This is a genomic window from Devosia faecipullorum, from assembly GCF_015158295.1.
Taxonomy (GTDB): Bacteria; Pseudomonadota; Alphaproteobacteria; order Rhizobiales; family Devosiaceae; genus Devosia; species Devosia faecipullorum.
Genome location: NZ_JACDXV010000001.1, coordinates 20,870 through 45,511, shown reverse-complemented (window position 1 = coordinate 45,511; position 24,642 = coordinate 20,870). Strand labels below are relative to the sequence as shown.

The 24,642-nt window shown below is 60.9% G+C and carries 21 protein-coding genes; 4 read left to right on the top strand and 17 right to left on the bottom strand.

From position 1 onward, the window contains the following. Positions 1-112 precede the first annotated feature (112 nt). The 6 genes from recJ to H0482_RS00205 all read right to left on the bottom strand — a co-directional run bounded on the left by recJ (position 113) and on the right by H0482_RS00205 (position 8,147). Positions 113-1,903 carry a single-stranded-DNA-specific exonuclease RecJ gene (gene recJ, locus H0482_RS00230; protein ID WP_193728038.1) on the bottom strand — a complete coding sequence of 597 codons (1,791 nt, stop codon included), beginning with the start codon at positions 1,901-1,903 and terminating at the stop codon, positions 113-115. A 67-nt stretch (positions 1,904-1,970) separates the two neighbouring features. After that, positions 1,971-2,957, bottom strand: a complete 987-nt coding sequence (glpX, locus tag H0482_RS00225; protein WP_193728037.1) for a class II fructose-bisphosphatase — start codon at positions 2,955-2,957, stop codon at positions 1,971-1,973. 38 nt (positions 2,958-2,995) lie between these two features. Beyond that, a complete protein-coding gene (locus H0482_RS00220; RefSeq protein WP_230989445.1) occupies positions 2,996-4,336 on the bottom strand; it encodes a homoserine dehydrogenase in 1,341 nt (446 codons plus the stop codon). 329 nt (positions 4,337-4,665) lie between these two features. Continuing rightward, positions 4,666-5,640 (bottom strand): iron-siderophore ABC transporter substrate-binding protein, encoded by a 975-nt coding sequence (locus H0482_RS00215; protein ID WP_193728035.1) that lies wholly within the window; start codon positions 5,638-5,640, stop codon positions 4,666-4,668. A gap of 53 nt (positions 5,641-5,693) precedes the next feature. Further along, entirely contained in the window at positions 5,694-6,854 is a 1,161-nt protein-coding gene (rlmC, locus tag H0482_RS00210; RefSeq protein WP_210319044.1) for a 23S rRNA (uracil(747)-C(5))-methyltransferase RlmC, read from the bottom strand. 69 nt (positions 6,855-6,923) lie between these two features. Beyond that, positions 6,924-8,147 (bottom strand): LL-diaminopimelate aminotransferase, encoded by a 1,224-nt coding sequence (locus H0482_RS00205; RefSeq protein WP_193728034.1) that lies wholly within the window; start codon positions 8,145-8,147, stop codon positions 6,924-6,926. A 427-nt stretch (positions 8,148-8,574) separates the two neighbouring features. Here H0482_RS00205 and H0482_RS00200 point away from each other — a divergent pair, with 427 nt between their 5' ends. After that, complete coding sequence (locus H0482_RS00200; RefSeq protein WP_193728033.1) at positions 8,575-9,864, top strand: glycosyltransferase; 1,290 nt, start codon at positions 8,575-8,577, stop codon at positions 9,862-9,864. Positions 9,865-9,932: 68 nt separating this feature from the next. Continuing rightward, positions 9,933-11,984 (top strand): NAD-dependent epimerase/dehydratase family protein, encoded by a 2,052-nt coding sequence (locus H0482_RS00195; RefSeq protein ID WP_193728032.1) that lies wholly within the window; start codon positions 9,933-9,935, stop codon positions 11,982-11,984. Here the strand turns inward: H0482_RS00195 and H0482_RS00190 are convergent. The 6 genes from H0482_RS00190 to H0482_RS00165 all read right to left on the bottom strand — a co-directional run bounded on the left by H0482_RS00190 (position 11,959) and on the right by H0482_RS00165 (position 18,310). Further along, on the bottom strand, positions 11,959-12,606 hold the full coding sequence (locus H0482_RS00190; RefSeq protein ID WP_193728031.1) for an SdpI family protein: 648 nt from the start codon (positions 12,604-12,606) through the stop codon (positions 11,959-11,961). The two genes, H0482_RS00195 and H0482_RS00190, sit on opposite strands and share 26 nt — an antisense overlap. Further along, positions 12,599-12,874, bottom strand: coding sequence for a metalloregulator ArsR/SmtB family transcription factor (locus tag H0482_RS00185; protein ID WP_210319043.1), 276 nt, complete (start codon positions 12,872-12,874; stop codon positions 12,599-12,601). Before H0482_RS00185 ends, H0482_RS00190 begins: the two co-directional genes overlap by 8 nt. A gap of 132 nt (positions 12,875-13,006) precedes the next feature. Beyond that, positions 13,007-15,433: an endopeptidase La gene (lon, locus tag H0482_RS00180; protein WP_193728030.1), complete on the bottom strand. Its 2,427-nt coding sequence runs from the start codon at positions 15,431-15,433 to the stop codon at positions 13,007-13,009. A 330-nt stretch (positions 15,434-15,763) separates the two neighbouring features. Beyond that, a complete protein-coding gene (gene clpX, locus H0482_RS00175) occupies positions 15,764-17,041 on the bottom strand; it encodes an ATP-dependent Clp protease ATP-binding subunit ClpX (RefSeq protein ID WP_193728029.1) in 1,278 nt (425 codons plus the stop codon). 175 nt (positions 17,042-17,216) lie between these two features. Beyond that, positions 17,217-17,846, bottom strand: a complete 630-nt coding sequence (locus H0482_RS00170) for an ATP-dependent Clp protease proteolytic subunit (RefSeq protein ID WP_193728028.1) — start codon at positions 17,844-17,846, stop codon at positions 17,217-17,219. A gap of 236 nt (positions 17,847-18,082) precedes the next feature. Then, positions 18,083-18,310 (bottom strand): hypothetical protein, encoded by a 228-nt coding sequence (locus H0482_RS00165; RefSeq protein ID WP_193728027.1) that lies wholly within the window; start codon positions 18,308-18,310, stop codon positions 18,083-18,085. A gap of 133 nt (positions 18,311-18,443) precedes the next feature. Here H0482_RS00165 and H0482_RS00160 point away from each other — a divergent pair, with 133 nt between their 5' ends. Continuing rightward, entirely contained in the window at positions 18,444-19,700 is a 1,257-nt protein-coding gene (locus H0482_RS00160; RefSeq protein WP_193728026.1) for a cytochrome P450, read from the top strand. Positions 19,701-19,834: 134 nt separating this feature from the next. Here the strand turns inward: H0482_RS00160 and H0482_RS00155 are convergent, their stop codons facing one another. The 5 genes from H0482_RS00155 to H0482_RS00135 form a co-directional block, all read right to left on the bottom strand. Next, complete coding sequence (locus H0482_RS00155) at positions 19,835-21,208, bottom strand: dicarboxylate/amino acid:cation symporter (RefSeq protein WP_193728025.1); 1,374 nt, start codon at positions 21,206-21,208, stop codon at positions 19,835-19,837. 169 nt (positions 21,209-21,377) lie between these two features. Then, a complete protein-coding gene (locus H0482_RS00150) occupies positions 21,378-22,016 on the bottom strand; it encodes an SdpI family protein (protein ID WP_193728024.1) in 639 nt (212 codons plus the stop codon). 174 nt (positions 22,017-22,190) lie between these two features. Continuing rightward, positions 22,191-22,670 (bottom strand): 30S ribosomal protein S9, encoded by a 480-nt coding sequence (gene rpsI, locus H0482_RS00145; RefSeq protein ID WP_193728023.1) that lies wholly within the window; start codon positions 22,668-22,670, stop codon positions 22,191-22,193. Position 22,671: 1 nt separating this feature from the next. Then, entirely contained in the window at positions 22,672-23,136 is a 465-nt protein-coding gene (rplM, locus tag H0482_RS00140; protein ID WP_193728022.1) for a 50S ribosomal protein L13, read from the bottom strand. 141 nt (positions 23,137-23,277) lie between these two features. Further along, on the bottom strand, positions 23,278-24,339 hold the full coding sequence (locus tag H0482_RS00135) for a COX15/CtaA family protein (protein WP_330998141.1): 1,062 nt from the start codon (positions 24,337-24,339) through the stop codon (positions 23,278-23,280). A 79-nt stretch (positions 24,340-24,418) separates the two neighbouring features. Between H0482_RS00135 and H0482_RS00130 the strand changes: the two genes are divergently transcribed. Beyond that, the gene (locus tag H0482_RS00130; RefSeq protein ID WP_193728020.1) at positions 24,419-24,640 is read left to right on the top strand and encodes a DUF2842 domain-containing protein; all 222 of its coding nucleotides are present in this window, start codon (positions 24,419-24,421) and stop codon (positions 24,638-24,640) included. Positions 24,641-24,642 lie beyond the last annotated feature (2 nt).

Sequence of the window (24,642 nt, the reverse complement as noted above, 5' to 3'; positions counted from 1 at the left end):
GTTTAGCCGCGATGCCCTCGGATGCAAGCGGCAGTTTATCCGAGGCAGGCGAAGCCCGATCCGGTTCAAGGCAATATACGCAGCAAGTGATCGTTTGGATCCATCGCACTGCTCAACGCGGCGGCCGGGCAATGTCGGTGAGGCGGAACTGAACCTGTTCGCGGCCCTGATAATGATCCATCGACAAGGAGCCGGCGAAATGCAGGGTCTGATCGCCGTCCCGCATCAGCATGTCGCCAAGCGCGGTTCCAGCGGCACGAAAGGCAATGGCCTTCAATCTGGCGCCGTCGTCGGAGGTCAGGGTGAAGCTGACATGGCCGCCCTTGCCGACAATCTGCGGATAGCGGGCCCGATGCGCCGGGAAGGCGAAAACCGGCGATGGATTGCCGGAGCCGAAAGGTCCGGCCCGTTCGATGCCGTGCAAAAGTTCGATCGTGGCTCCCCTGGCCGTCAGCGCGGCGTCGATCCGAAGCGCGGAGGCGGCGCGGGCCCGACTGACGCTAGCGCCGAGTTTTTCAGCGAGAAACGCTCGGAACATTCCGATTTCGCCGGACCGCAGCGAAATGCCGGCTGCCATGGCGTGCCCGCCCCCCTTTGGCAGCAGCCCGGTTTCCACCGCTTCGATGACGGCCGATCCGAGATCGACGCCGGGCATGGAGCGGCCCGAGCCGGTTCCCGTACCGTCCGGATTGAGCGCTATGGCGAAGCTGGGCCGTTCGAACCGCTCGCGCAGGCGCGCGGCAACCAGACCAACGACCCCCGGATGCCAGTTGGCCGAAGCGAGCACCAGAACCGGCGGCCCTTCCCCGGTCCCGATTTCGGCCTCCGCTGCGGCGCACGCTTCCTCCACGGCATCCACTTCGATACGCTGCCGCTCGGAATTGAGTTCATCGAGGCGCGCGGCAATAGCCAGCGCCTGATGTTCATCGTCCATGGCCAGGAGACGAGTGCCGAGCGCGGCATCGCCGATGCGGCCTCCCGCATTGATGCGCGGGCCGATCAGAAAGCCGAGATGGTAGGGATTGAGCGGACCATTGATGCGCGCGGCGAGAGCCAGCGCGGCGAGGCCCGGTTTCTCCCCGCGACGCGCGATTTCGAGCCCGCGCACGACGAAGGCGCGGTTGAGCCCGGTCAGCGGCACGACATCGCAAATGGTGGCAAGGGCCACCAGATCGAGCAATTGCAGCAGGTCAGGCAGGCCCGTATCGCCGCGCTGGCGCAGCGCGCGGTTCACCGCCACCAGCACCATGAAGGTAACGCCGGCGGCACAGAGATAGGAGAGGCGGGAAATATCGTCCGGCCGATTGGGATTGACCAGGGCCGTGGCCGGCGCCAGTTCATGGTCGGACAGGTGATGGTCGATCACCAGCACATCGACGCCCCTTTGGCGGGCATGGGCGATGGGGCCGTCGCTGGTGGTGCCGCAATCGAGCGTGATGATAAGGCTCGCACCAGCATCGATCAGCTTGTCCATGGCCGCAACATTGGGGCCATAGCCTTCAAAAATGCGGTCGGGAATATGCACCTGGGGCTCGAGGCCGAAATGATGCAGATAGCGGGTGATTAGCGCGCAGGAGCAGGCGCCATCGACATCGTAATCGCCAAAAAGAGCAATGGATTCATTGTCGGCGATGGCGCGGGCGATCCGATCCGCAAGAGCGTCCATATCGGTCAGGGTGGACGGGTCCGGCATCAGCGCGCGCAATGTGGGTTCGAGCCAGGTATCGGCCTCATCGATCCCCACGCCCCGCCCCGCCAGAATGCGGGCGAGAATATCGGGCAGACCCGAACGCTGGCTGATCGCCGAGGCATTGCGGGCAGCGACCGCATCCAGCCGATCCACCCAGGCGCGGCCGGTGACCGATTGGGTGACATCGAGAAAGGATCGGGGCGCTTCGGTCATGACGGCAGGGTTAGGAGATTTTACGCCGGGTGGGAAGGGGCGGATGCCGCTGGCCGGTTCAAATGCCTTACCGGGCGTGTCTTGCCCTGATCCAGCGCGTCGTCTGGCTCCAGCTGCGCATGACCACAGTACTGGTCTCGATCGTGTTGCGCCGCAGTTTTACCCCGTCCACGAGCGAGCCGTCAGTGATCCCGGTGGCGGAAAACAACACATCCCCCGAGGCCAGATCGGTAACATCATAGATACGATTTGGATCTTGGATTCCCATCTCCCTGGCACGCAGGCGCTTGTCGGGAGAATCGAGGATCAGCTTCCCCTGCATCTGCCCGCCGATACAACGAAGGGCTGCAGCGGCCAGAACCCCTTCGGGGGCGCCGCCGGAGCCGAGATAGATGTCCACGCCGGTATCCTCGGTGTTGACCGCGTGGATGACCCCGGCAATATCGCCGTCGCTGAGCAGTTTCACCGACACGCCGGCAGTGCGCAATTCCTCGAGCAGCCCGGCGTGGCGAGGACGGTCGAGCACGATGGCGGTGATTTCGGAAACCGGCACGCCCCGCGCCTTGGCCAGCGCCCTGACGTTTTCAGTTGCGGACCAATCGACATGCACCGTTCCCGGCGCATAGCTGGCGCCGATGGCGATCTTGTTCATGTAAACATTGCGGGCGACATTGAGCAGGCCGCCACGCTCGGCCATGGCCAGCACGACCAGCGAATCCGGCTGGTTCTTGGCACAAAGAGTGACGCCTTCGAGCGGATCGACGGCGATATCTACCTCAGGCCCCTGCCCCGCGCCAACCGGCTGGCCGATATAGAGTTCGTCACATTCAAACTGCTCGCCTTCACCGATGACGATGCGGCCGGAAATAGCAACGCGGTCGAGTTCGGATTTCATCGCCAGAACGGCGGCGTCGTCGGCGACCTTTTCATTGCCCTTGCCGCGCCATTCGGCGGCGGCTATGGCGGCGCGCTCGGTTACGCGCACCATTTCGAGGGTCAGCGTGCGATGCAGATTGGCCGGATTGCGGCTGTCTTCGACCTTGCTGAGCTTCATTACCTTCCCCCCCAGGCGCGGACACCGACCCCGGCGGGTCAGAGCTTTTCTATGCGGATCAATTGTGGTTCGCCGACTATGAACCCGTCAGCGGCGATCTCCGCAAGCGCGTCGCGCACCGATGATTCCAAAGTCTGTTGAGTAATCATCACGACGGTACGCGAGGCCGAACCATCGGGCGAAAAAGTCCTGGCAGACAAATCCGAACGCTGGATGACAGAATCGATGGAAATCGACTTTTCTCCCATCCGGGTGGTGATGGCGGCGAGCGCCCCTGGCACATCCTTGGCGCTGAGGCGGATGTAGAATCCGCCTTCATGGGCGCGCATCGGCGCCTCGATATAGGGCAGCAATTCGGCGCTCGGAACGCCCAATGGCGGTACACGGGTGCCGCGGGCAATGTCGAGAATGTCGGACAGCACCGATGAGGCCGTTGGCGGGCCGCCGGCGCCGGGCCCCGCCAGCAGAAGCTCGTGCACATGGTCGGTTTCGAGCGCCACGGCGTTCATCACGCCATCGACGCCGGCAATGGCGCTGCCCTTGGGCACGAAAGTGGGGTGGACGCGCTGCTCGATGCCGCCATCGACGCGCTCGGCAATGCCCAGCAGCTTGATCTTGTAGCCAAGATCCGCAGCGACCTGAATGTCGAGCTGGGTGATGGAGGAAATGCCTTCAACGCGCATGCGTTCGGGCGCGATTTCGTAGCCGAAGCTCAGGGTCGCAAGGATGGCGAGCTTGTGGGCGGTATCGAAACCCTCGACGTCGAAGGTCGGATCGGCTTCGGCATAGCCGAGCGCCTGCGCATCCTTGAGGCAATCGCCAAAGGAAATGCCTTCATTGCCCATGCGGGTCAGAATGTAATTGCAGGTGCCGTTCATGATGCCGAAAACCTTGGCGATACGGGCCGAGCCGAGGCCCTCGCGCAAGGTCTTGATGACGGGAATACCACCGGCGACGGCCGCTTCGAAACCGAGCTGCGTGCCGGACTCCTCAGCGAGGCGAGCCAATGCAACGCCATGTTTAGCCAGCAATGCCTTGTTGGCCGTGACGACCGGACGGCCGATTTCGAGCGCCGCCTTCACTGCTGCAAAGGCCGGCCCGTCTTCCCCACCGATCAGTTCAACGAACAGATCGATGCCGTCCCATTTCGCCAGGGCGACGGGATCGTCAAACCATTCGACACCGGAAATGTCGATGCCGCGGTCGCGTGACCGCGACCGCGCCGCCACTGCCACCACTTCCAGCTGGCGCCCCAGCTTCTTCCTCAGGTCGCCGCCGTCCTTTTGCAGGATACGCACGAGCGTGGCGCCGACATTGCCCAACCCCGCGACGCCAATGCGCAGGGGCGCAAGACGGTCGGTTTCGCCGAAATCGGCCATGGCCTTGAGGATGCGGGCCCGAGTCTCAGTGCGAGGCTCGCGGCCATCACGCAGATCGAAAACGAAAAGCGGATCTCCGGCGACGATGCGGCCGAAACGGGTGGGGGTCCACCCTCTGGCGGAAATGAAGGATTCGACGGCTTGGCGGAAAGATTGGATGTCGCTCATGGTGGCGCCATCTGCATAGGAAATCGCCTAGAGGTCAATAGGAGTTTTGTCGCGAAAGACGGACGGCATCATGTGCCGTCCCTTTATGCGCAGATATCGCTGAGTTTGGCGCTGTTTTCGGATCAATGCGTGCCTGGCGATTGCCACAAGCCACTGATCCATCAGTCTCTAATTTCCGCCCTTGCTGCCGAGCCCAAAACGTCGAGATAGGCAGGAAGACCCCAGCGCAATGAGAGGATGGATGGCGGGGAAACAGCTGCGACATTGGAGGTGCCGACCAGCGCGGCTAGACCATTGTTCTTGATCGGCGGGTAATTCCGGGCCAGAGGCGTTTCCAGCCAGGCGTCCAGCGCCGCCTGATCTTCAGAATAGGTAACGAAGATGTCGGCTTCCAATTGGTCAAAAAGTTCGTAGCTCAGCGAATAATAGAACGCGTCGCTATCGGGCGCCAGCGCAGCGACGCTAGGGTCGAGATGCATGCCAAAATCGGTTAGGAATTTCATCCGCGCATCGAGCGGCGCATAAACCGCCATGGAGCCGTCATAGGCATTGGCGCTGGCAAAGGTGACATCCGCCAGTTCGGGATATTTGGCGAATTCGGCAGTGACCCAGGCCGTGGTTTCCGCAACCAGTGTCTTGGCCTCATCCTCTTTGCCCAGCGCCTTGCCGACAATTGCCGTCAGATCTTGCCAGGACGTTGACCAGGGCGCACCCGAATAGGCGATAGTCGGCGCGATGCCGGACAGGATCGCATATTGATCTTCGGTAATACCGGAATAGGCCGCGATGATGAGATCGGGCCGGAGCGCGGCGATCTGTTCGACCGGCGGCCCCTCGGCGCCGATGAGAATGGCCGGTGTTTCCGCCCTGGCCGCAGCAAGCGCGTCTTCGATCCAGGGGTGGATGCCGTTGTCGCCACCGCCATAAGACTGGAAAGGCATGCCGACCGGGATCACTCCAAGGGCGATAGCCGCATCTTCATTGGCCCAGCCCCAAGTGACAATGCGCACCGGCTCCGCCTCGATGATGGTTTCGCCATAGGCGTGATCGATGGTTACGGGAAAGGACTGCGCCTCGGCGCTGCCGACGACGCTGAAAGCGGCCAATGCCGAGAGAAGAAGGGAGCGGAAGGACATCAGACCACCTTTTACGTGAAGATCTCTCTCCTTATAAAAGATGATTTACGTTGTCATGTATTATTTGCCGCCGGAACTGCGCCCTTGCGGCGCTTGAGCAACACCATGGTTTCGTAGTGATCGGTTTGCGGAAACATGTCGAACAGGCGAATGCGCTGCGGCTCGTAGGCAGGCATGGCGGCAATGTCCTGGGCAAGCGTGACGGCGTTGCAGCTTGAATAGATGATGGTGGGAACGCCCGACGCTTCCAGCGTTGCGCACAATCGCTCGCCCAGACCGCGCCGAGGCGGGTTTACGATGATCGCATCCGGTGTCTCAACAGCAGCCAGCGCGGTGGCGTCCCCTACGGCAAAGCTGACATTGTCGATCCCGGCCTGAGATGCGCTGAGGCGCGCCGATGCGACGGCTGGGGCGCTCACCTCGACGCCATGCACGCGCCTGCCCGGTGCCGCGACATGCAGGGCAAATCCTCCGATTCCACAATAGAGATCCCAAACCGATTGCGCAGAGACTTCGTCGATCCAATGCTTGGCCTGCGTGTAAAGCCCGATGGCGATTTCGGTATTGGTCTGGAAAAAGCTAGCGGGCCGCAGGTGCAACACCACTTCGCCAAGGCGCATCGCAAGCGTTTCGGCTCCGCCAAGCGCAATCTCCTCCTCCCCTTCCAGCACCGCCTTGTGTTCGGGCAGCAGGTTGGCTGTAACAACGGACAGGCGCGGCAGGTCCGCCAGCAGGCTTGATAAATTCTTGCGCATGCGGCCCAGCGCCTCGCTGGAGCGCAGCACGAAACGCAGCATCAATTCGCCATCGGGGGATTCGGTGAGCAGCACATATTTGAGCTCACCGCTGCGGTTGGGCACATCGTAGGGGGCTAAGCGGGCAAGCGAAATGAAAGCGGAAATCGGCGAGAAGGCGGACCGCAATCCCGGTGAAAGGATGCCGCATTGGGTGAGGTCGACACCGCGCCTCGAAGCATCAAGAATGCCTAGGGTGGGATTATCCGAGGTGCCGCCGACCACCATCTTGGCCTTGTTGCGAAAGCCGTCGGGTCGGCTCGCCATCGGTTCCAGCCACACAGCATCGGGCCAGGCGGTAAGCAGGCTCTGCGCATGATCACTCTTGGCGGAAAGCTGGGCCTCGTATGACGTGCCCATGAGCGTGCAGGATCGGCACGCGCTCCGGTCGAAATAGCCGCAATGCATGATGGCGTTCATCGCTGCATCCACATCACGCCCCCAAGGCGTGGCGGGAGGCGGAAGGCCGCCTCCCGAGCGCGCATCATTCTACTTCGTGCCGCTGGCCAGCGGCACGACATTGCCCTGCGTGGCTTTGCCTCCGAGGAACTTCTTGATGTTCCGCGCAGCCTGACGGATGCGGTGTTCATTTTCCACGAAGGCCAGGCGAATATATTGATCGCCATATTCGCCGAAACCCACGCCAGGCGCGACGCCGACGCCGGTCTCCTGAATCAGCAGCTTGGCGAATTCGAGCGAACCCATATGGGCATACTCGGCAGGAATGGGCGCCCAGGCGAACATCGTGGCCTTGGGAACGGGAATATCCCATCCGGCGCGGCCGAAGCTTTCCACCATGACGTCGCGGCGCTGCTTATAAATCTGGCGCACTTCGGCGATGACGTCATCCGAGCCGTTGAGCGCGGCGACGGCGGCCACCTGGATGGGCGTGAAGGCGCCATAGTCGAGATAGGATTTGACGCGCGCCAGAGCCGCGATCAGCCGTTCATTGCCCACGGCAAAACCGACGCGCCAGCCGGGCATGGAATAGGTCTTCGACATCGAGGTGAATTCCACGGTGATGTCGATGGCTCCGGGCACCTGGAGCACGGAAGGCGGAGGTACGTCCTCATCGAAGTAGATCTCCGAGTAAGCAAGATCGGAGAGGATAAAGATGTCGTGCGCCTTACAATACTTGACCACTTCGGCATAAAAATCGAGGTCGGCGGTGTAGGCAGTAGGATTGGCGGGATAGTTCAGCACCAATGCGATCGGCTTGGGGATCGAGTGCCGCACGGCACGGTCCAGCGAGCGCATGAAATCCTCATTCGGATCGGCCGGCATGGAGCGAACCACGCCGCCCGACATGATGAAGCCGAAGGAATGGATCGGATAAGTCGGGTTGGGCACCAGCACCACGTCACCCGGCGCAGTAATGGCCGAGGCCATATTGGCAAAGCCTTCCTTGGAGCCGAGGGTCGCCACGACCTGGGTATCGGGATTGAGCTTCACGCCGAAGCGGCGGCCATAATAGCTGGCCTGGGCTTTACGGAGCCCGGGAATGCCGCGCGAAGTGGAATAGCGATGGGTACGCCCGTCCTTCACCGTCTCCTGCAACTTTTCGACGATATGCTGCGGCGTCGGCATGTCGGGATTGCCCATGCCCAGGTCGATAATGTCCACGCCATCGGCACGCAGCCGGGCCTTGATCGGATCGATATGGGCGAAAACGTAAGGGGGAAGACGACGGATGCGGTGGAAGTCGTTGCTCATGATATCCTCAACAGTCCCCGTGGGGACGCGAATTTGTCGCGACGCGCCCAAAGCGCCGCATCTCCCAAAGAGACGCCGATTGTCGCGGAATTATGGTTTTAAGCGGGTTAAAGACGCCCCCTTCCAGGGGGCCAACACAGCGATGTTCGGCTCTTCCCGGCCACGTCGTGGCCCTTGGGAAGAGCTAGCTGGCGTTTGCCGCCGCTGCCACCGCGCGGGCGACAGCCGGATTGCCGGCGAGCGATGCTCCAAACCCTGCAATTGCGATCGGAGACGCCATGTCTCTTGCCCTTGAGAAATATCTTCTGGTACCACGACCTAGCGCGGCTGCCGACTTAATATGTTCTTCCGGCTGCCTTGTAAATGCCAACGCGCCTCTACATGTTGTGTGCCGGCAGAGACCGCTTGAATCACGTCGGGAAGGTGCATGAGAAAACGCGTCGCGATCGCTACCATCGGCACAGCTGGCGATGTGAGACCCTATCTGGCGCTCGCAATCGAGCTCAGCAAAAACGGCTATGATGTGGTGCTGGGCGCCAATGCCGATTTCGAAGACCTGATTCTTTCACACGGCATCGAGTTCAAGAACCTGGGCACCAATATGCAGGACTGGCTGCAGGAATCGCGGTTCGATACCGCGATCAGCCAGATGAAACTGCACCACTTCCCGCAATTGCTGCGCGAAGGGCAGGCTCTGGTGGAGCGGGCGGCGCGCAATTCCTGGGCCATGTCCCAGGGCGCCGACGCCATCGTGGTCAACATCAATACCAGCTTCGGCATCGACATCGCGGAAGCGCTGAACATCCCGGTCATCATGACCGCCATGCAGCCACTCAATCCGACGCGGGAATTTCCGGTCTGCGCCTATGAAGTGCCCGATATGGGTCCGACCTTCAACAAGCTCAGCTATATCGCCATGAATATCCAGCAGGGCTATTATGACCTGCCGCGCGACCGGGTGCGCCGTGAATTGATGGGGCTGGGACCGCGCAAGCGTGGTGGCATTTTCAAGGACAGCCTCGGCAATAATCTGCCCACGCTCTACAATTTCTCCTCCATCGTCTCACCCCGCCCGCGGGACTGGCCACAAACAGCGGTCGTAACCGGATTCTGGTTCCTGGACGACACTACCAATTGGATGCCTTCGCCGGAATTGCAGCGCTTTCTCGAAGCCGGGCCACCGCCCGTCTATATCGGCTTCGGCTCTATGCCGTTCGGGGCGGAGCGCAATACGCAATTGCTGAAAACGGCGCTGGAAAAGTGGGGCGGACGCGCCATCGTTTCGCGTGGCTGGGGCGGCATCAATGCCGAAGACCTCCCCGATACTGTATTCGCCGTGTCGGAAGCCCCGCACGACAAGCTCTTTCCGCTGGTTGGCGCGGTGGTGCATCACGGCGGGGCGGGCACGACGGCCGCCGGACTGCGCGCTGGCAAGCCGACTTTCACCTTGCCGCAGGCCTATGACCAGCGCTATTGGGGCCGCAGAGTTCGCGCGCTTGGCTGCGGTCCTGCCCCGGTGCGGTTGCGCACGCTGACGCCAGATATTCTGGCGGATGCATTGCATGAGCTGACCACCAACAAGACCATGGCAACAAACGCCAAATCCATCGGCCAGATGCTGTCGGAAGAAGACGGACTCACCACGGCCGTCAATTTCATCGAGGCGACGATCGATGCGGCCAAGGCCGGCTCCCGCCGCTTTCCCGTTACCATCTGAACCGGCTCTGGCCGAAGCGGCCTGCGAAGAAAGCGCGGACCGGAAAAAGACTAAAAGGGGATGAGACGGTGAAGATATGCCTGGTTGGTGCGGGAGGCGGGATCGGCCGCCAATTGCTCAAGACCTTTTCCGCCAGCCATTCGGTCAGCGCGGTATACCGCACCCTGCCCCAGCAGCTTGCCGCCGATATTGAGGCCGTCCGCTTCGCAGATTCCGTTGGCCTGAAGGATGCGTTGAATGGCGCGGATGTCGTGGTCCATGCCGCGCTGAATACCAAGGCCCGCAGCAAGGACTTCATCGCCGCCAACCGCGACGTGACGGAAACGCTGCTGTCTTTGATCCAGCCTGAAACATGCAAGCTTTTCGTCTATTTCAGCTCTCAGGTCGTTTATGCGGCGCTCGATCCCGTGCAAAACCCGGTTCAGGGTGAAGATGCAGCACTGGCCGACCGTCCGGGCCTCGACAATTACACGCGCCTCAAGCTCATCGAGGAAGAACGGGTCATTTCCGTCTGTCGCGAAAAAGGCATCGATTATCTGATCGTTCGCCCTACCGTGGTGATGGGTCCGAACATGCAATGGTCCAGCGGCATTGTTTCCGCCATGCGCATGGCCCCGTTCGGGCTCAAGGGGCGGACGATCAACCTCATCCATGTCGAAGATCTCAGCCACCAATTGCTGGCGCTGATCGAACGTGACGTCAGGAACGAGGTTGTCAATCTGGGCGATCTCGATGTCACCTCGGACGATTATTTCCGCCACGCGGCGCAACTGGCGCATCGCCCCATGTTCTTTGCGCCGAACTGGCTGTCGGGCGCCGCCGGAAAGGCTATCCCCTCCACCCTCTGGTTCTTCGCGCACAATGTGCGTGTGGACGCGGAGAAAGTGCGGCGCCTCAGCGGCGTGGCAACCAACCGCAGGCTGGGCGATTTCTTTGAAGCGCCGGCGCGCGTGGTCGAGGCCCGATCTCTCGACGATATCAGTGCGGTCGTGCGCAGCGGCAGGCCCTATCACGCCATCGGGCGGGGCTATTTCCTGTGGTTCAACGACAAGCTGAACAGCGATCAGCTGGTGATGGAGCATTATTCCGGCGTGGTGGGGCTGAGGGACGGCCTGTTGACGGTCAAGGCCGGAACCACGCTGCGCGACATGCTGGATTTCCTGACGCCACAGGATTTGACGCTGGGGACATTGCCCGAATTCGTCGACATCTCGGCCGGCGCGTGTTTTTTCGCCGAAGTGCATGGCAGTAGCCGCGAATTCATCGCCGTCTATGACTTGATCACCGCCATTCGCTACGTGGACCGGGACGGCGTCGAAAAATATGCCCCGCGAAACGACTTGGAATGGGATCGCCTGCGGGAGGGCAATGGGATTGTCGTCACCGAGGTGACGTTCCGCTGCCAGTCTAATTATCGGCTGGCCAATGTCATCGAATGGCATCCTGACACTGCGCTGGAAGGCTATGTAAATGGCGGGTACCTCGCCAATTTCAGCACCACTGTGCATTGGTATCCGCGCAGCCGGGAGATGATGGTCTATAACGTCAACCCCCTGGCCGATGACCGTCCGAAGGATCGCGGCCCATTTGCACCGATGCGCGGATCGCCCGCCGCCATGCAGAAACTGCTCCTGTCCTTGCGGCTGCGCGGCCGGCTGCGCATCGTCGGTCGCTCCGAACAGGTCCTGGCCCCATGGACCGGCGTTCCGGCCAAGCAATTGGTAGGGAAACTGTTTCGCGATGCGCGCCGGCGGGTGCGCAATATGGAAGTGTGCGTGCCCGATTCCTGTGCCGGCGCCTTCATCGCCCAGCTCCGGCAGAAAATGCCGGAAATGGGTCTCACGCCCGGACAGGGCGTGGGCGTACGCTTCACCCGCCAGCCCTCGACGGGTCGGGGCTTTGTCTGGGTGGAAATGACATCCCGCAATGTCGCGCAGATGCACGCCATGATTGAATTGGCGCGCCAAACCTGCGGCGACACATTCTGGCTGCATCGCGGTAAATATGTCCCGGCCTGGATCGGCGGGGATCATTTGTTCATTCCTCGCGCCGGCGGCCCGGTTTTCGAGTTACCGGAGCAGGCGGAAGCCGGCCTTATGGACGCGACAAGGCATAGCTGATGGCAATGCTGGCAATGGCCGGCAGCAAAGCGGCCGCCAGCACCACGACAATCAGGGTGGCGGGCGTGGTGATGAAGGTCGCGGCCAGAATTGCCGCCGCGCCGCCCAGCATGGTCAGCCATCCCGCCCAGCGATGGGTAATCGTCCAGTTTGCCGGGTTCCGCAGCGTCCATGGAACGCGCACGCCGGCCACGCGATTTGCCTGCGTCTTGGGGAGATAATTCCCCAGGCACACCAGCATCGCGCCGATTGCGAAAGTCAAAATCCGCGGCACGCTGACCTCATGCCCCATGCCGATCAGGATGGTCATCCCCGACAGCAGGATCGCCAATAGCAGCACAAAGCTGTTCGAGACCTCAACGAGATGGCGGCCTGCGTCGATGTCAGCGCGCAATCCGCTGCGCCGCAGAACGAGGATCAGCCCGATGACAAACCCCGCCATCGCGACAGGAAGAAGCAGCGCGACCGGCGCGGGTGCAAAATTGTCGGGCACACCGTTGATGTCCCAGTGGATCGGCAACGTATTGCCCAGCGGCACGAGCAGGAAGCCGGCAATGGTCACAAGAGCCAGGGCCGCGATCAGGATTTGATTGAACCGATTGAGAAGGGGGCGATCAGTCATTGCTTTGCTCCGTCAGATCCAGAATCCCTGCCAGCGCGCCTTCGAGCACGCTCATATTGAGATGATAAATAAGGCTCGTGCCCTGCCGCTCGACGGACACCAATTCGGCCTCCTTGAGCTTGTTGAAGTGCACGGACAGCGTGGGCCGGCTGATCGCGAAATGCTCTGCCAACGCACCGGCGCTCATTGGACCCTGCCTCAGAAGGGCCAGAATCTTGCGCCGGACCGGATGGGAAAGCGCCTCGAACACCGTGTTGATGCCAGCCATGACCTGCCTATCTACTTGATTTCTATTTAGCTAACCATCTAATTAGATTCAACTCTAAATTTTGAATGGGTTGCGGGAAAAGAAAATGGCGGCCCGGAGGGGCCGCCATTTTTGTTGCTCTTATCGGTTTGTTCAGTGCGTGATGCTGGCGGCGCCGTCGTCGGCCACGTCGACCTTAGCGCTCACTGCCGGTTCAGCGTCGAAATCCCATTCGATGGGCTCGGGCTTGCGTACCAGAGCACGCTCGATCACCTGATCCATGCGGCTGACGGGCACGATTTCCATGCCTTCCTTGACGATGTCCGGGATCTCCTGGAGATCACGGACATTCTCTTCAGGAATGAGCACGGTCTTGATGCCGCCGCGCAGCGCCGCAAGGAGCTTTTCCTTGAGACCGCCGATTGGAAGTACCCTGCCCCGCAACGTGATCTCGCCGGTCATGGCAACATCATTGCGCACCGGAATACCGGTCATTACCGAAACGATGGCCGTCGCCAGACCAATGCCGGCCGACGGGCCATCCTTGGGGGTGGCGCCTTCAGGCAGATGGACGTGGATATCGCGCGTGTCGAACATTGGCGGCTTGATGCCGTAATCGATGCTTCGCGATTTCACATAGGCCGTCGCTGCCGTGAGCGATTCCTTCATCACTTCCTTGATGTTGCCGGTGACCGACATGCGGCCCTTGCCCGGCGTCATCACGCCCTCAATGGTCAGCAATTCGCCGCCGACAGAGGTCCAGGCGAGGCCCGTCACCAAGCCGACCTGCGATTCCGCTTCGATCTCGCCATGCTTGAAGATCACCGGGCCGAGATATTTGGCCAGGCGTTCATCATCGATCTCGATCGTCTTCACCTTGGTGCGGACGATGTCGGTGATCGCCTTGCGCATCAGCTTGGAGATTTCGCGCTTGAGATTGCGGACGCCGGCTTCGCGGGTATAGCCGCGAATGACCTTCATCAGCATCTCGTCAGAGAGCACGAATTCGCCATGAGCCAGGCCGTTTTCCCGAATGGTTTCAGGGATCAGGTGCTGCTTGGCAATGGCGTGCTTCTCCTCCTCGGTGTAACCCGAGAGGCGAATGATCTCCATGCGGTCCATGAGCGGACCGGGGATATTCAACGTGTTCGAGGTGGTCACGAACATCACGTCGCTCAGATCATAATCCACTTCCAGATAGTGATCGGCAAATGTGTTGTTCTGCTCCGGATCGAGCACTTCGAGCAGCGCCGAGGACGGATCACCCCGGAAATCCTGGCCCATCTTGTCGATCTCGTCGAGAAGGAAGAGCGGATTGGATTTACCGACCTTTTTCAGCGACTGAATGATCTTGCCGGGCATGGAGCCAATATAGGTGCGGCGGTGGCCGCGGATTTCGGCTTCATCCCGCACGCCGCCAAGCGCCATGCGCACGAATTCGCGGCCCGTCGCCTTGGCGATGGACTTGCCCAAAGAAGTCTTGCCAACGCCCGGAGGGCCGACGAGGCAGAGGATCGGGCCCCTGAGCGTGCCGGTACGCGCCTGCACGGCCAGATATTCAAGGATGCGCTCCTTGACCTTTTCCAGCCCGTAATGGTCCGCGTCCAGCACCTTCTCGGCCAGGACGAGGTCGCGCTTGACCTTGCTCTTCTTGCCCCAGGGCAAGCCAAGCAGTGTGTCGAGGTAATTGCGCACGACCGTGGCTTCGGCCGACATCGGGCTCATGCCCTTGAGCTTCTTGATTTCACCATCGGCCTTGGCGCGCGCTTCCTTGGAAAGCTTGGTCTTGGCCACGCGATCTTCGAGTTCGGTGATCTCGTTGGCGCCGTCTTCGCCGTCGCCCAGCTCGCGCTGGATCGCCTTCATCTGCTCGTTGAGGTAATATTCGCGCTGTGTCTTTTCCATCTGCCGCTTGACGCGGGAGCGGATGCGCTTTTCGACCTGCAGGACGCCGATTTCGCCTTCCATCAGGCCGATGACCTTCTGGAGCCGCTCGATCACCGAAACGGTGAGCAGCAGATCTTCCTTCTCGGGAATCTTGATGACGAGATGGCTAGCAATGGTATCGGCCAGCTTGCTCGCATTCTCGATCTGGCCAACGGCAGCAACGACTTCAGCAGAAATCTTCTTGTTGAGCTTGACGTAGTTTTCGAATTCGGACTGCGCCGATCGGGCCAATGCCTCGGTTTCCGTCGCGTCCTCTTCGGGCTCCGACAAGGTCGATGCCTCGGCCTCGAAATATTCGTCGGTCTGGAGGTAGCGGTCGATATTGGCGCGGCTCAAGCCCTCGACCAGCACCTTGACGGTGCCGTCCGGCAATTTCAGCAATTGCAGCACTGTGGCGATGGTGCCGGTGGGGTAGATCTGATCGGGCGCAGGATCGTCGTCCTGAGCGTTCTTCTGGGTCACGACGAGAATGTGCTTGTCGTCGCGCATGACTTCTTCAAGCGCCTTGACCGATTTTTCTCGGCCGACGAACAGCGGCACGATCATGCCGGGGAAGACGACGATGTCGCGCAGGGGGAGAACCGGATAGACCCGGTCCCGGCTGGTTTCGCCGGTGGAAGTAACTTCCGACATCACATTTCCTTTCCGAGGCGCGCCGGAGGGAGGAATTTGTAGCGCGCCCGTATTGCGACTGCCCAGTCCAGAAGGCTGGGCGATTCAGGTTAATAAATAGGGTGGAAGGCCGCGCCCGCAAGTCAACCTTAGCGCTTTTGTGACCATTACCGTTACTACGCACAGGAGATATGTGCCGATGCCGGAAACAGCCTTGTGCCTAGCATCCGGAACGGATGCGTCCGATTTTCGCGACGCGCATCATGCCCCTGCCCTGAAGTCCGCAGGCAATGGCAGGTAAACAAAAACGCCGGGTGCGTGACCCGGCGTTCCGAAACATTTCACTGCCGATCAAGCGGAGGCCGGGGCCTCTTCCTTCTTGCGCTCCGAATAGATGTAGAGCGGGCGGACATCCTTGCCGCGCACCACGTCTTCGGAAATCACCACTTCTTCGACGCCTTCAAGCGAGGGCAGATCGTACATGGTGTCGAGCAGGATCGCTTCCATGATTGAGCGCAGGCCGCGCGCGCCGGTCTTGCGCTCGATGGCCTTCTCGGCAATGGCCTTGAGGGCGTCTTCGTGGAAGGTTAACTCAACCTCTTCCATCTGGAACAGGCGCTGATACTGACGAACCAGAGCGTTCTTGGGCGAGGTCAGGATCTCGATGAGCGCGGGTACGTCGAGGTCTTCGAGCGTCGCCAGGTTTGGCAGGCGGCCGATGAATTCCGGGATCAGGCCGAAACGGACCAGATCTTCCGGCTCGACTTCCGCCAGGATCTGGCCGACGCGGCGATCCTGGGGATCCTTGACCGTGGCCGAGAAGCCGATGCCCGAGCCTTCGCCACGCGCCGAAATGATGCGTTCGAGGCCTGCAAAGGCGCCACCGCAAATGAACAGGATATTCGTCGTATCGACCTGCAGGAATTCCTGCTGCGGATGCTTGCGGCCACCCTGGGGCGGCACGGAGGCAACGGTGCCTTCCATGATCTTCAGCAGGGCCTGCTGCACGCCCTCGCCCGATACATCGCGGGTTATCGAAGGATTGTCCGACTTGCGGGAAATCTTGTCCACTTCGTCGATATAGACGATGCCGCGCTGGGCTTTCTCGACATTGTAGTCGGCGGCCTGGAGCAGCTTGAGGATGATGTTCTCGACATCTTCGCCCACATAGCCGGCCTCGGTCAGCGTAGTGGCGTCGGCCATGGTGAACGGCACGTCGATGATGCGGGCGAGGGTCTGCGCCAGCAGCGTCTTGCCCGAGCCGGTGGGGCCGATCAGCAGAATATTGGACTTGGACAGCTCAATATCCTGGTTCTTGGCGGCATGGTGCAGGCGCTTGTAGTGGTTATGCACCGCAACCGAGAGTACCTTCTTGGCGCGCGCCTGGCCGATGACGTAATCGTCCAGCACCTTGCAGATTTCTGCGGGTGTGGGCACGCCCTCGGAGGACTTGACCATGGAGGTCTTGTTCTCTTCGCGAATGATGTCCATGCACAGCTCGACGCATTCATCGCAGATGAACACGGTCGGACCGGCGATCAGCTTACGGACTTCGTGCTGGGACTTGCCGCAGAACGAGCAATAAAGCGTGTTCTTGGACGTTTCGCCGTTCGTTGTCTCTTTGGACATCCAGTCACTCCCGGGGGCCAGCGGCCCCCAAATTCAAGCATTACCCTAAAGCGTAACGCTCAAGACATAAAGAAAGTCTAAGCCGAAACGACCTTAAAGGCCGTTCCGGCTGGGTGCAATTGCACATGGATCACAGTCCACGGCGCAGCAGCATTGTGCTTAACGCAGCTCGACCTCAGGCGGATGCCTCAGGCACGGCGCGCTTTTCCATCACGCTGTCGATAAGCCCGAAGGCCTGAGCCTCTTCCGGCGACAGGAAACGATCGCGCTCAAGGGCGTTCTCGATTTCCTCATAGGTGCGGCCAGTGTGCTTTTCATAAATCTGATTAAGACGGCGCTTCAAGCCTTCGACTTCCCTGGCGTGAATCAGGATGTCGGTAACCTGGCCCTGGAAACCGCCCGAAGGCTGGTGAACCATGACGCGCGAATTGGGCAGGCTGGTTCGCATGCCCTTTTCGCCGGCTGCGAGCAGCAGCGAGCCCATGGACGCCGCCTGCCCCATCACCATGGTGGCAACGGCGGGGCGAATGAACTGCATGGTATCGTAGATGGAAAGACCAGCCGTCACCACGCCGCCGGGCGAGTTGATGTACATGGCGATTTCTTTTTTCGGATTTTCCGATTCGAGGAACAGCAGCTGTGCGACGATCAGCGAGGCCATATTGTCCTCGACTACGCCGGTCACGAAAATGATGCGCTCGCGCAGCAGGCGCGAATAGATGTCGAAGGCGCGTTCGCCACGGTTCGACTGCTCGACCACCATGGGAACGAGCGTATTCATGTAAAGATCGTGCGGATCCCGCATATGAAAGCCCCTTGGCCTCACCACCGTGTCGCGGACCGGCGGCCGGCTTGGTTGTTTTGGACGACGCCCTGCCCCGAACGCGCAACGGCGGCAGACGTGCCAGGAAAATCGAATCGGCGCGACTGGCCAATTGCAGGCGATACCGCCTTAACGGGCGGTAAAGGCACAGATAGGCGGCAATGAGGCAGGCTTCAATAGCAGCGCGGCACTAAGGTGAACGCTCTTTCCGCTTCGCCTCAGGCAAAACTGATCGCGATGCCCTTTTTCTTGAAGTAAGCCTGCATTAGCTTGCGGCCCTGCCGGTTGGGCTGGGCCAGCTTGCCAGTCTCGAACACGGCCTCCTTGGCGCCTTCGCTGGTCATGGCGGCCTTGAGCGCAGCGATATGATCGTCCAGGTCGGCATTGTCGTTGCGCAGGGATTCGTAAATGGCGTCGATGGCGGCAGAGACGGTGATGTCGCTCACGAGAGTGCTCCTCGAAATTCTTGGCCCCTTCCCTAGCGATTTTTTCGCCGGGAGCAAGGCGGGGTCATAGGCACGGGCGCAAAGTCGGCATAGATTTGACCAGTCGATCAAAAGTTTTCACGCTCAGAGACCCATGGCCTCCATTCTTCAGATCAAGCCGATTGCCGACGTCCCCGCCCATCTGCGCGCCAGCGCGCGGCCGCAGGACGAGGCATTTTATCAGAACCCCTATCCCTTCTATGCGCAACAGAACCGGAGCCATCCAGGGTTTTTCTGGGAGGAATACGGGCATTGGTGCTTTGCCGATTTCAAGACCGTCAGCGCTCTTCTGCGCGACAAGCGGTTTGGCCGGGACATCCTGCATGTCGCCAGCCGCGAGGAAATCGGCCTGCCGGAGCCCAAGCCGCACACGGCCGATTTCGACCTCACGGAAAAATATTCGCTCCTTAACCTCGAGGCCAAGGCCCATACGCGGCTGCGCACCCTGGTCAATCGGGCCTTCGTGTCGCGACAGGTGGAGCAATTGCGCCCCCGTATCCGCCAACTGGCGCATGAAATGATCGACGCGTTCGAGGGCGAAGACAGCGTTGATCTGATCAAGGCTTTTGCCGCCCCGATCCCGGCTATCGTCATCGCCGAGATGATCGGCCTGCCGGCGGAAATGGCGCCGCAACTGCTCAATTGGTCCAACCGCATGGTGACCATGTATATGTACAACGTCACCCGCGAAACCGAGCTAGACGCCAATCAGGCGGCGGCCGATTTCATGGCCTATCTGCGCGAGGTGATTGCCGAACGGCGCAAGGTGCCGCGCGAAGACCTGCTTACCCATATGCTGACCAGTGATCGCGATGGCGACGTGCTCAACGACGATGAGGTGATGTCCACCACGATCCTGCTGCTCAATGCCGGGCATGAGGCTACGGTGCACACGACCGGCAACGGGGTGAAGTCCATTCTCGAAAGCGGGCTCGATCCGCAAAGCCTGTTCGCGACGCCGGAACAGGCCGCGGCGAGCGTGGAAGAATGCCTGCGCTTCGATGCGCCGTTGCATCTGTTCACGCGCTACGCGCTGGAAGACACCGAACTGGCAGGCATTCCGCTGCGCAAGGGCGATGTTGTGGGCCTGATGCTGGGTGCCGCGAACCGTGACCCCAACAGGTTCAGCAATGCCGACACCTTTGATCCCTTCCGCACCGATGGCGCCAATGTCAGCTTCGGCGCCGGCATTCATTTCTGCATTGGTGCGCCGCTGGCGCGGATCGAATTGCAGGAGGCGATGAGTGTTCTGTTCGAGCGCCTGCCGAAGCTCAGGCTCGTTGAGCCGCCGCGCTATGGGAATGTGTACCATTTCCACGGGCTGGAGCGGCTGATGGTGAGCTGGAAGTAGATCCCACCATAGCCTCCCCCGCGTCATTACCCGGCTTGTCCGGGCAATCCATCTCGCAGCGAGACAGACCACCGGGACAAGCCCGGTGGTAACACAAGAATGGATGGGTCGGCGCGGCTGGAGTGGCTTGGCGCTTATTGTGCCGGAACCGCATCCGCTTCGATATCGAGATTGTCGACGCTTTCGCCGCGATCATAGGTCGCCTGGTCGAGAATGCCTTCGCGCTTGGCGACGATGGTCGGCACCAGAGCCTGACCGGCAACGTTGACTGCCGTGCGGCCCATGTCGAGAATCGGGTCGATGGCCAGCAGCAGGCCGACGCCCTCCAGCGGCAGGCCGAGCGTCGAGAGCGTGAGGGTCAGCATCACCGTCGCGCCGGTCAGGCCGGCAGTTGCCGCAGAGCCGATCACCGAGACGAAGACGATCAGCAGATAGTGCTCGATGCCGAGGCTGATGCCGAAGAACTGGGCGACGAAGATGGCCGAGATCGCCGGATAGATGGCGGCGCAACCGTCCATCTTGGTGGTGGCCCCCAGCGGTACGGCAAAGGAGGCATATTCACGCGGCACGCCCAGGCTCTTCTCGGTGATGCGTTCGGTAACCGGCAGGGTACCGATGGACGAACGCGACACGAAGGCGAGTTGGATGGCTGGCCAGGCGCTCTGGAAATAGCGGATGGGGTTCAGGCCATTGGCCTGCAACAGGGCCGGATAGACCACGAAGAGCACCAGCGCCAGGCCGATATAGATCGCTGCGGCATACCAGCCAAGCTGCGCCAGGGCATCCCAGCCATAGACGGCCACGGCGTTGCCGAGAAGACCGATCGTGCCGATCGGCGTCAGCCGGATCACCCACCAGAGGATCTTGTGGATGATCTTAAGGAAGGAGCGGTTGAAGGCGAGGAAGGTGTCTGCCGCCGGGCCGACGCGCAGCGCCGCAATACCCACCACGATGGACACGATCAGGATTTGCAGCACGTTGAAATTGAGGCTGGTGGTCGCGCCGCCGTCGGTCACGCGGGTCGAGGCCTGCAAACCGATGAAATTAGAGGGAATCAATCCCTTGAGGAAATCGAGCCAGGAGCCGGTCGATGACGGCGCGCGGGCCGCAGCTTCGGTGACGGCCGTATGCACGCCCGGCTGGATGATGAGGCCGAGGGCAATGCCGATGGCGACGGCGATCAGCGCCGTAATGGCGAACCAGAGCAGCGTCTGCGCCACCAGCTTGGCGGCGTTGTTGAGTTCGCGCAAATTCGCGATGGAGGCGACGATGGCGGTGAAAACCAGCACCGGCACCAGTGCGCGCAACAGCGAGACGAAGGACGAGCCGATAGTGGAGAGCGTCACCGTCAGCCAGTTGGCGCCGCCGGCAGCGTCTGTGCCGAGATTACGAGCGATGAAGCCGAGCAGCAGGCCAATGACCATGGCCGCCAGAACCTGGAACCCGAAATTGAGGTAAAGCGGCTTGGGCGCTCGGGGCGCGGCGCCGGGCGAAACGTTAGTTGGCATGCAAAAGACCTTTCGTGCACAGGACAACCTCGCTCTGGATTGAGCCATGCGTCCCGCAATTGCCCAGACAATACGCCCATGCCGGCAGGTTTGCAGCGCACGCCATTTCCTTTGCGGCAATTGGAGGAGAATTTTCTATCGCCATTGGACGATGCAAGGAAAAGCGTTGTCAGAGACGTTGTGTCAGGGCAGTCAGCAGGCCGGCTATCACCGGCAGGGCGCAAAGCCCTATGGCCATCGCAAGGACCAGCACGCCCGGCCCCGGATCGCTCCAGGCGAGCAGCGCCAGCGTAATCGACGCAATGCCCGCCACCAGCCCGCTGCCCCGGTGAACCAGCCGCCAGGCGCGGTCCGAGGCAATCGGCCATGGCATGCGCAACCCCGCATAGGAATGGCGCTCGGCTTCGAAGATCACCACGGCCAGAACCAGCAGAGTGGCGGCCAGGCCGAAGGCGGTGATGCGAAATATGTCGAAGTCTGAGCCGATGCCGATCATCAACAGGCCGAGCTGACACGAGGCGGCAATCATCATCAGCAAAGTCAGCGCCGGATCGAGAATATGCTGCGTCTTGGCGAAATGGTTCTTGGTCAGCGCGCGGCCAAGCACGAAGAAAATCGCCATTAGCGCTACTTGGACCAGAGGCGCAACGGCCAAGGCCAGGTCACGCGGCCACAGCCAGTCCGCCGAACTGCCCTGCCAATGCGCCGGGAACGCGTAATGCGCGGGAACGTGGACAAGCGTCACCCCGGCTATGGCGAGCGTCACGCCGAACAGCAGAAGGTGGAAGCGGGTAACTAGACTGGTCATGAACAGGCTCTGAAAACATGTTCCATATGGAAGCCTGCTCCCTGAATGACCAGAGGGTTGCCGATAATTCCCTTTCCCGTCGCACAATCAGAACGGAACGGCGTATCCGGGCGAAGGTGCACAAAAGCAAAGGGGCCGGTTTCCCGGCCCCTCGCAAATCGAAATATCCTAAGCTTAGCGCTTGGAGAACTGGAAGGAACGACGAGCCTTGGCCCGGCCGTACTTCTTGCGCTCGACAACACGGCTGTCGCGGGTCAGGAAGCCACCCTTCTTGAGGATCGGACGCAGGCCCGGCTCGAAGAAGTTCAGCGCCTTGGAGATGCCGTGACGGACGGCACCGGCCTGACCGGAAAGACCACCACCGGCAACGGTGACGTTGACGTCATACTGGTCGAGACGGTCGGTGGCGACGATCGGCTGCTTGACGATGAGCTGCAGGACCGGACGCGCGAAATATTTGGCGAATTCGCGACCATTGATCGTCACAATGCCCTTGCCCGGCTTGATCCAGACGCGAGCGACGGCGTTCTTGCGCTTGCCGGTGGCATAGGCGCGACCGAGGCTGTCCAGCTTCTGGACGTGAACCGGAGCGGTATTGACCGGAGCGGCAGCAGAGGTGCCGAGTTCTTCGAGAGAATTGATGGTTTCGGCCATTTTACTTCACCCGGACGTTCTTGGAGTTCATCGCAGCGACGTCGAGCTTAGCCGGGTTCTGCGCTTCGTGAGGGTGCTCGGAACCGGCATAGACGCGCAGGTTGCGGAGCTGGGCGCGGGTCAGCGGACCGCCCGGCATCATGCGGCGCACGGCGTTTTCGAGGACGCGGTTCGGGAAGCGGCCTTCCAGCAGCTCACGCGCGGTGCGGTCCTTGATGCCGCCGGCATAGCCGGTGTGCCAGTAGAAGCGGTGCTGGTCGAGCTTGCGGCCGGTCAGCTTCACCTTGTCGGCATTGATGACGATGATGTTGTCACCCATGTCCATGTGCGGAGTGAAGGTGGGCTTGTGCTTGCCGCGCAGGCGAGAAGCAATGATCGAAGCGAGACGACCCACGACCAGCCCTTCGGCGTCGATCAGGATCCACTTCTTCTCGATCTCGCTCGGTTTTGCCGAGTACGTGCTCATAATCGAAGTTCCCTAAAATTCAGGCAGCCGCCCCACGCATGGAGCGGCCAGTTCGGCGGCGTCTCTATGGGAGATTCCGCGGCCCGTCAAGCGCATTTGAAAAATGCTGTAATTTCAATGCATTAGAATTACGGTATTATATTACCGCACTCGACGCATGTCGGCAACATATGCAATTGCCAGCCCTGCCAGCATGAAGGCCAGTGCCTGATGGCCGACGGCCAGCGAAATGGGAACGCTGGTCAGAAGCGTAGCGATGCCCAGTGCAACCTGGAGCAGCACGACCGTGCCGATACGCGGCAACCAGCCATGCACCCCGGCAAAGCCGCCATCCTTGTAGCGCCGCCAGATCAGCCAGCCGATATAGGCCACCAACAGGTAGGCAATGCCGCGATGGATGAATTGCACGGTCAGCGCGTTCTCGAAGGCATTGCGCCACGCCGGCTCCATGACCAACAATCCCTTGGGAATGATGGCGCCATCCATCAATGGCCAGGTCTGATAGCCCATGCCGGCGTCAAGTCCGGCAACGAACGCCCCTGCCCCGATCTGGAGCACGATTCCGACCACCAGCACCCAGCCCGTGGCCAGGTGGAAGCCCGTCACATTGCCAAGGACGCGGCCCGGCGTCAGCGAGCGGGCGACGTAAATCAGCGCGACGAGCAGGAAACAGGCCGCGCTCAGATGCGCAGCGAGGCGATATTGCGATACCGAGGTCAATTCAGACAGGCCCGAGGACACCATCCACCAGCCGAGAAAGCCCTGAAAGCCGCCCAGCAGGAATAGCCCGAACAGGGGCGCGGCCAGATCGCGCGACAGGCGCTTCTGGAACAGGAACACCACGAATGGAATCAGGAAGACGAGACCCAGAGCGCGGGCCAGCAGTCGGTGGAACCATTCCCAGAAGAAAATGAACTTGAAATCGTCCAGTTCCATCCAGGAATGGACATAGGTATATTGCGGAATCTGCTTGTAGGCTTCGAATTCTTCCAGCCAGTCGGCTTCGCTGAGCGGCGGGATAGTGCCGGATAGCGGCTTCCACGAGGTAATGGACAGGCCTGATTCCGTCAGGCGGGTAATACCGCCCACGACGACGATGAGCAGCACGAAGGCCGCGAGACTATAAAGCCAGATGCGTACGGGCCGCAGGCGGTCGCTGGCAAAGCTGACATGGCCCGGTGCGGCATCTTGCAAGGAGGTCACGGCATTATTTCCAGTATCAGTGGGGCTGGCGGAGTGGTAAGCCGCCTGCAAATGGAGAGCAACAGGCCAGATGCCGCACATGAACCAGAGAACACGAAAATTGATCGGCGCCTTTCTGCTTGTTGCGTCGATCGTCCTGTGGTCGGTGCTGGCGACGGCGATCTATCTCGCCCTGCCGGAGGGTTTGCCCGGTCTGGTGCTGATTGTCTATTTCATCATCGCTGGAATGGGCTGGCTGCTGCCTTCGATGATCATCATCCGCTGGATGGCCAGGCCCGACGGGACCAGCCAGATCAACTGAGC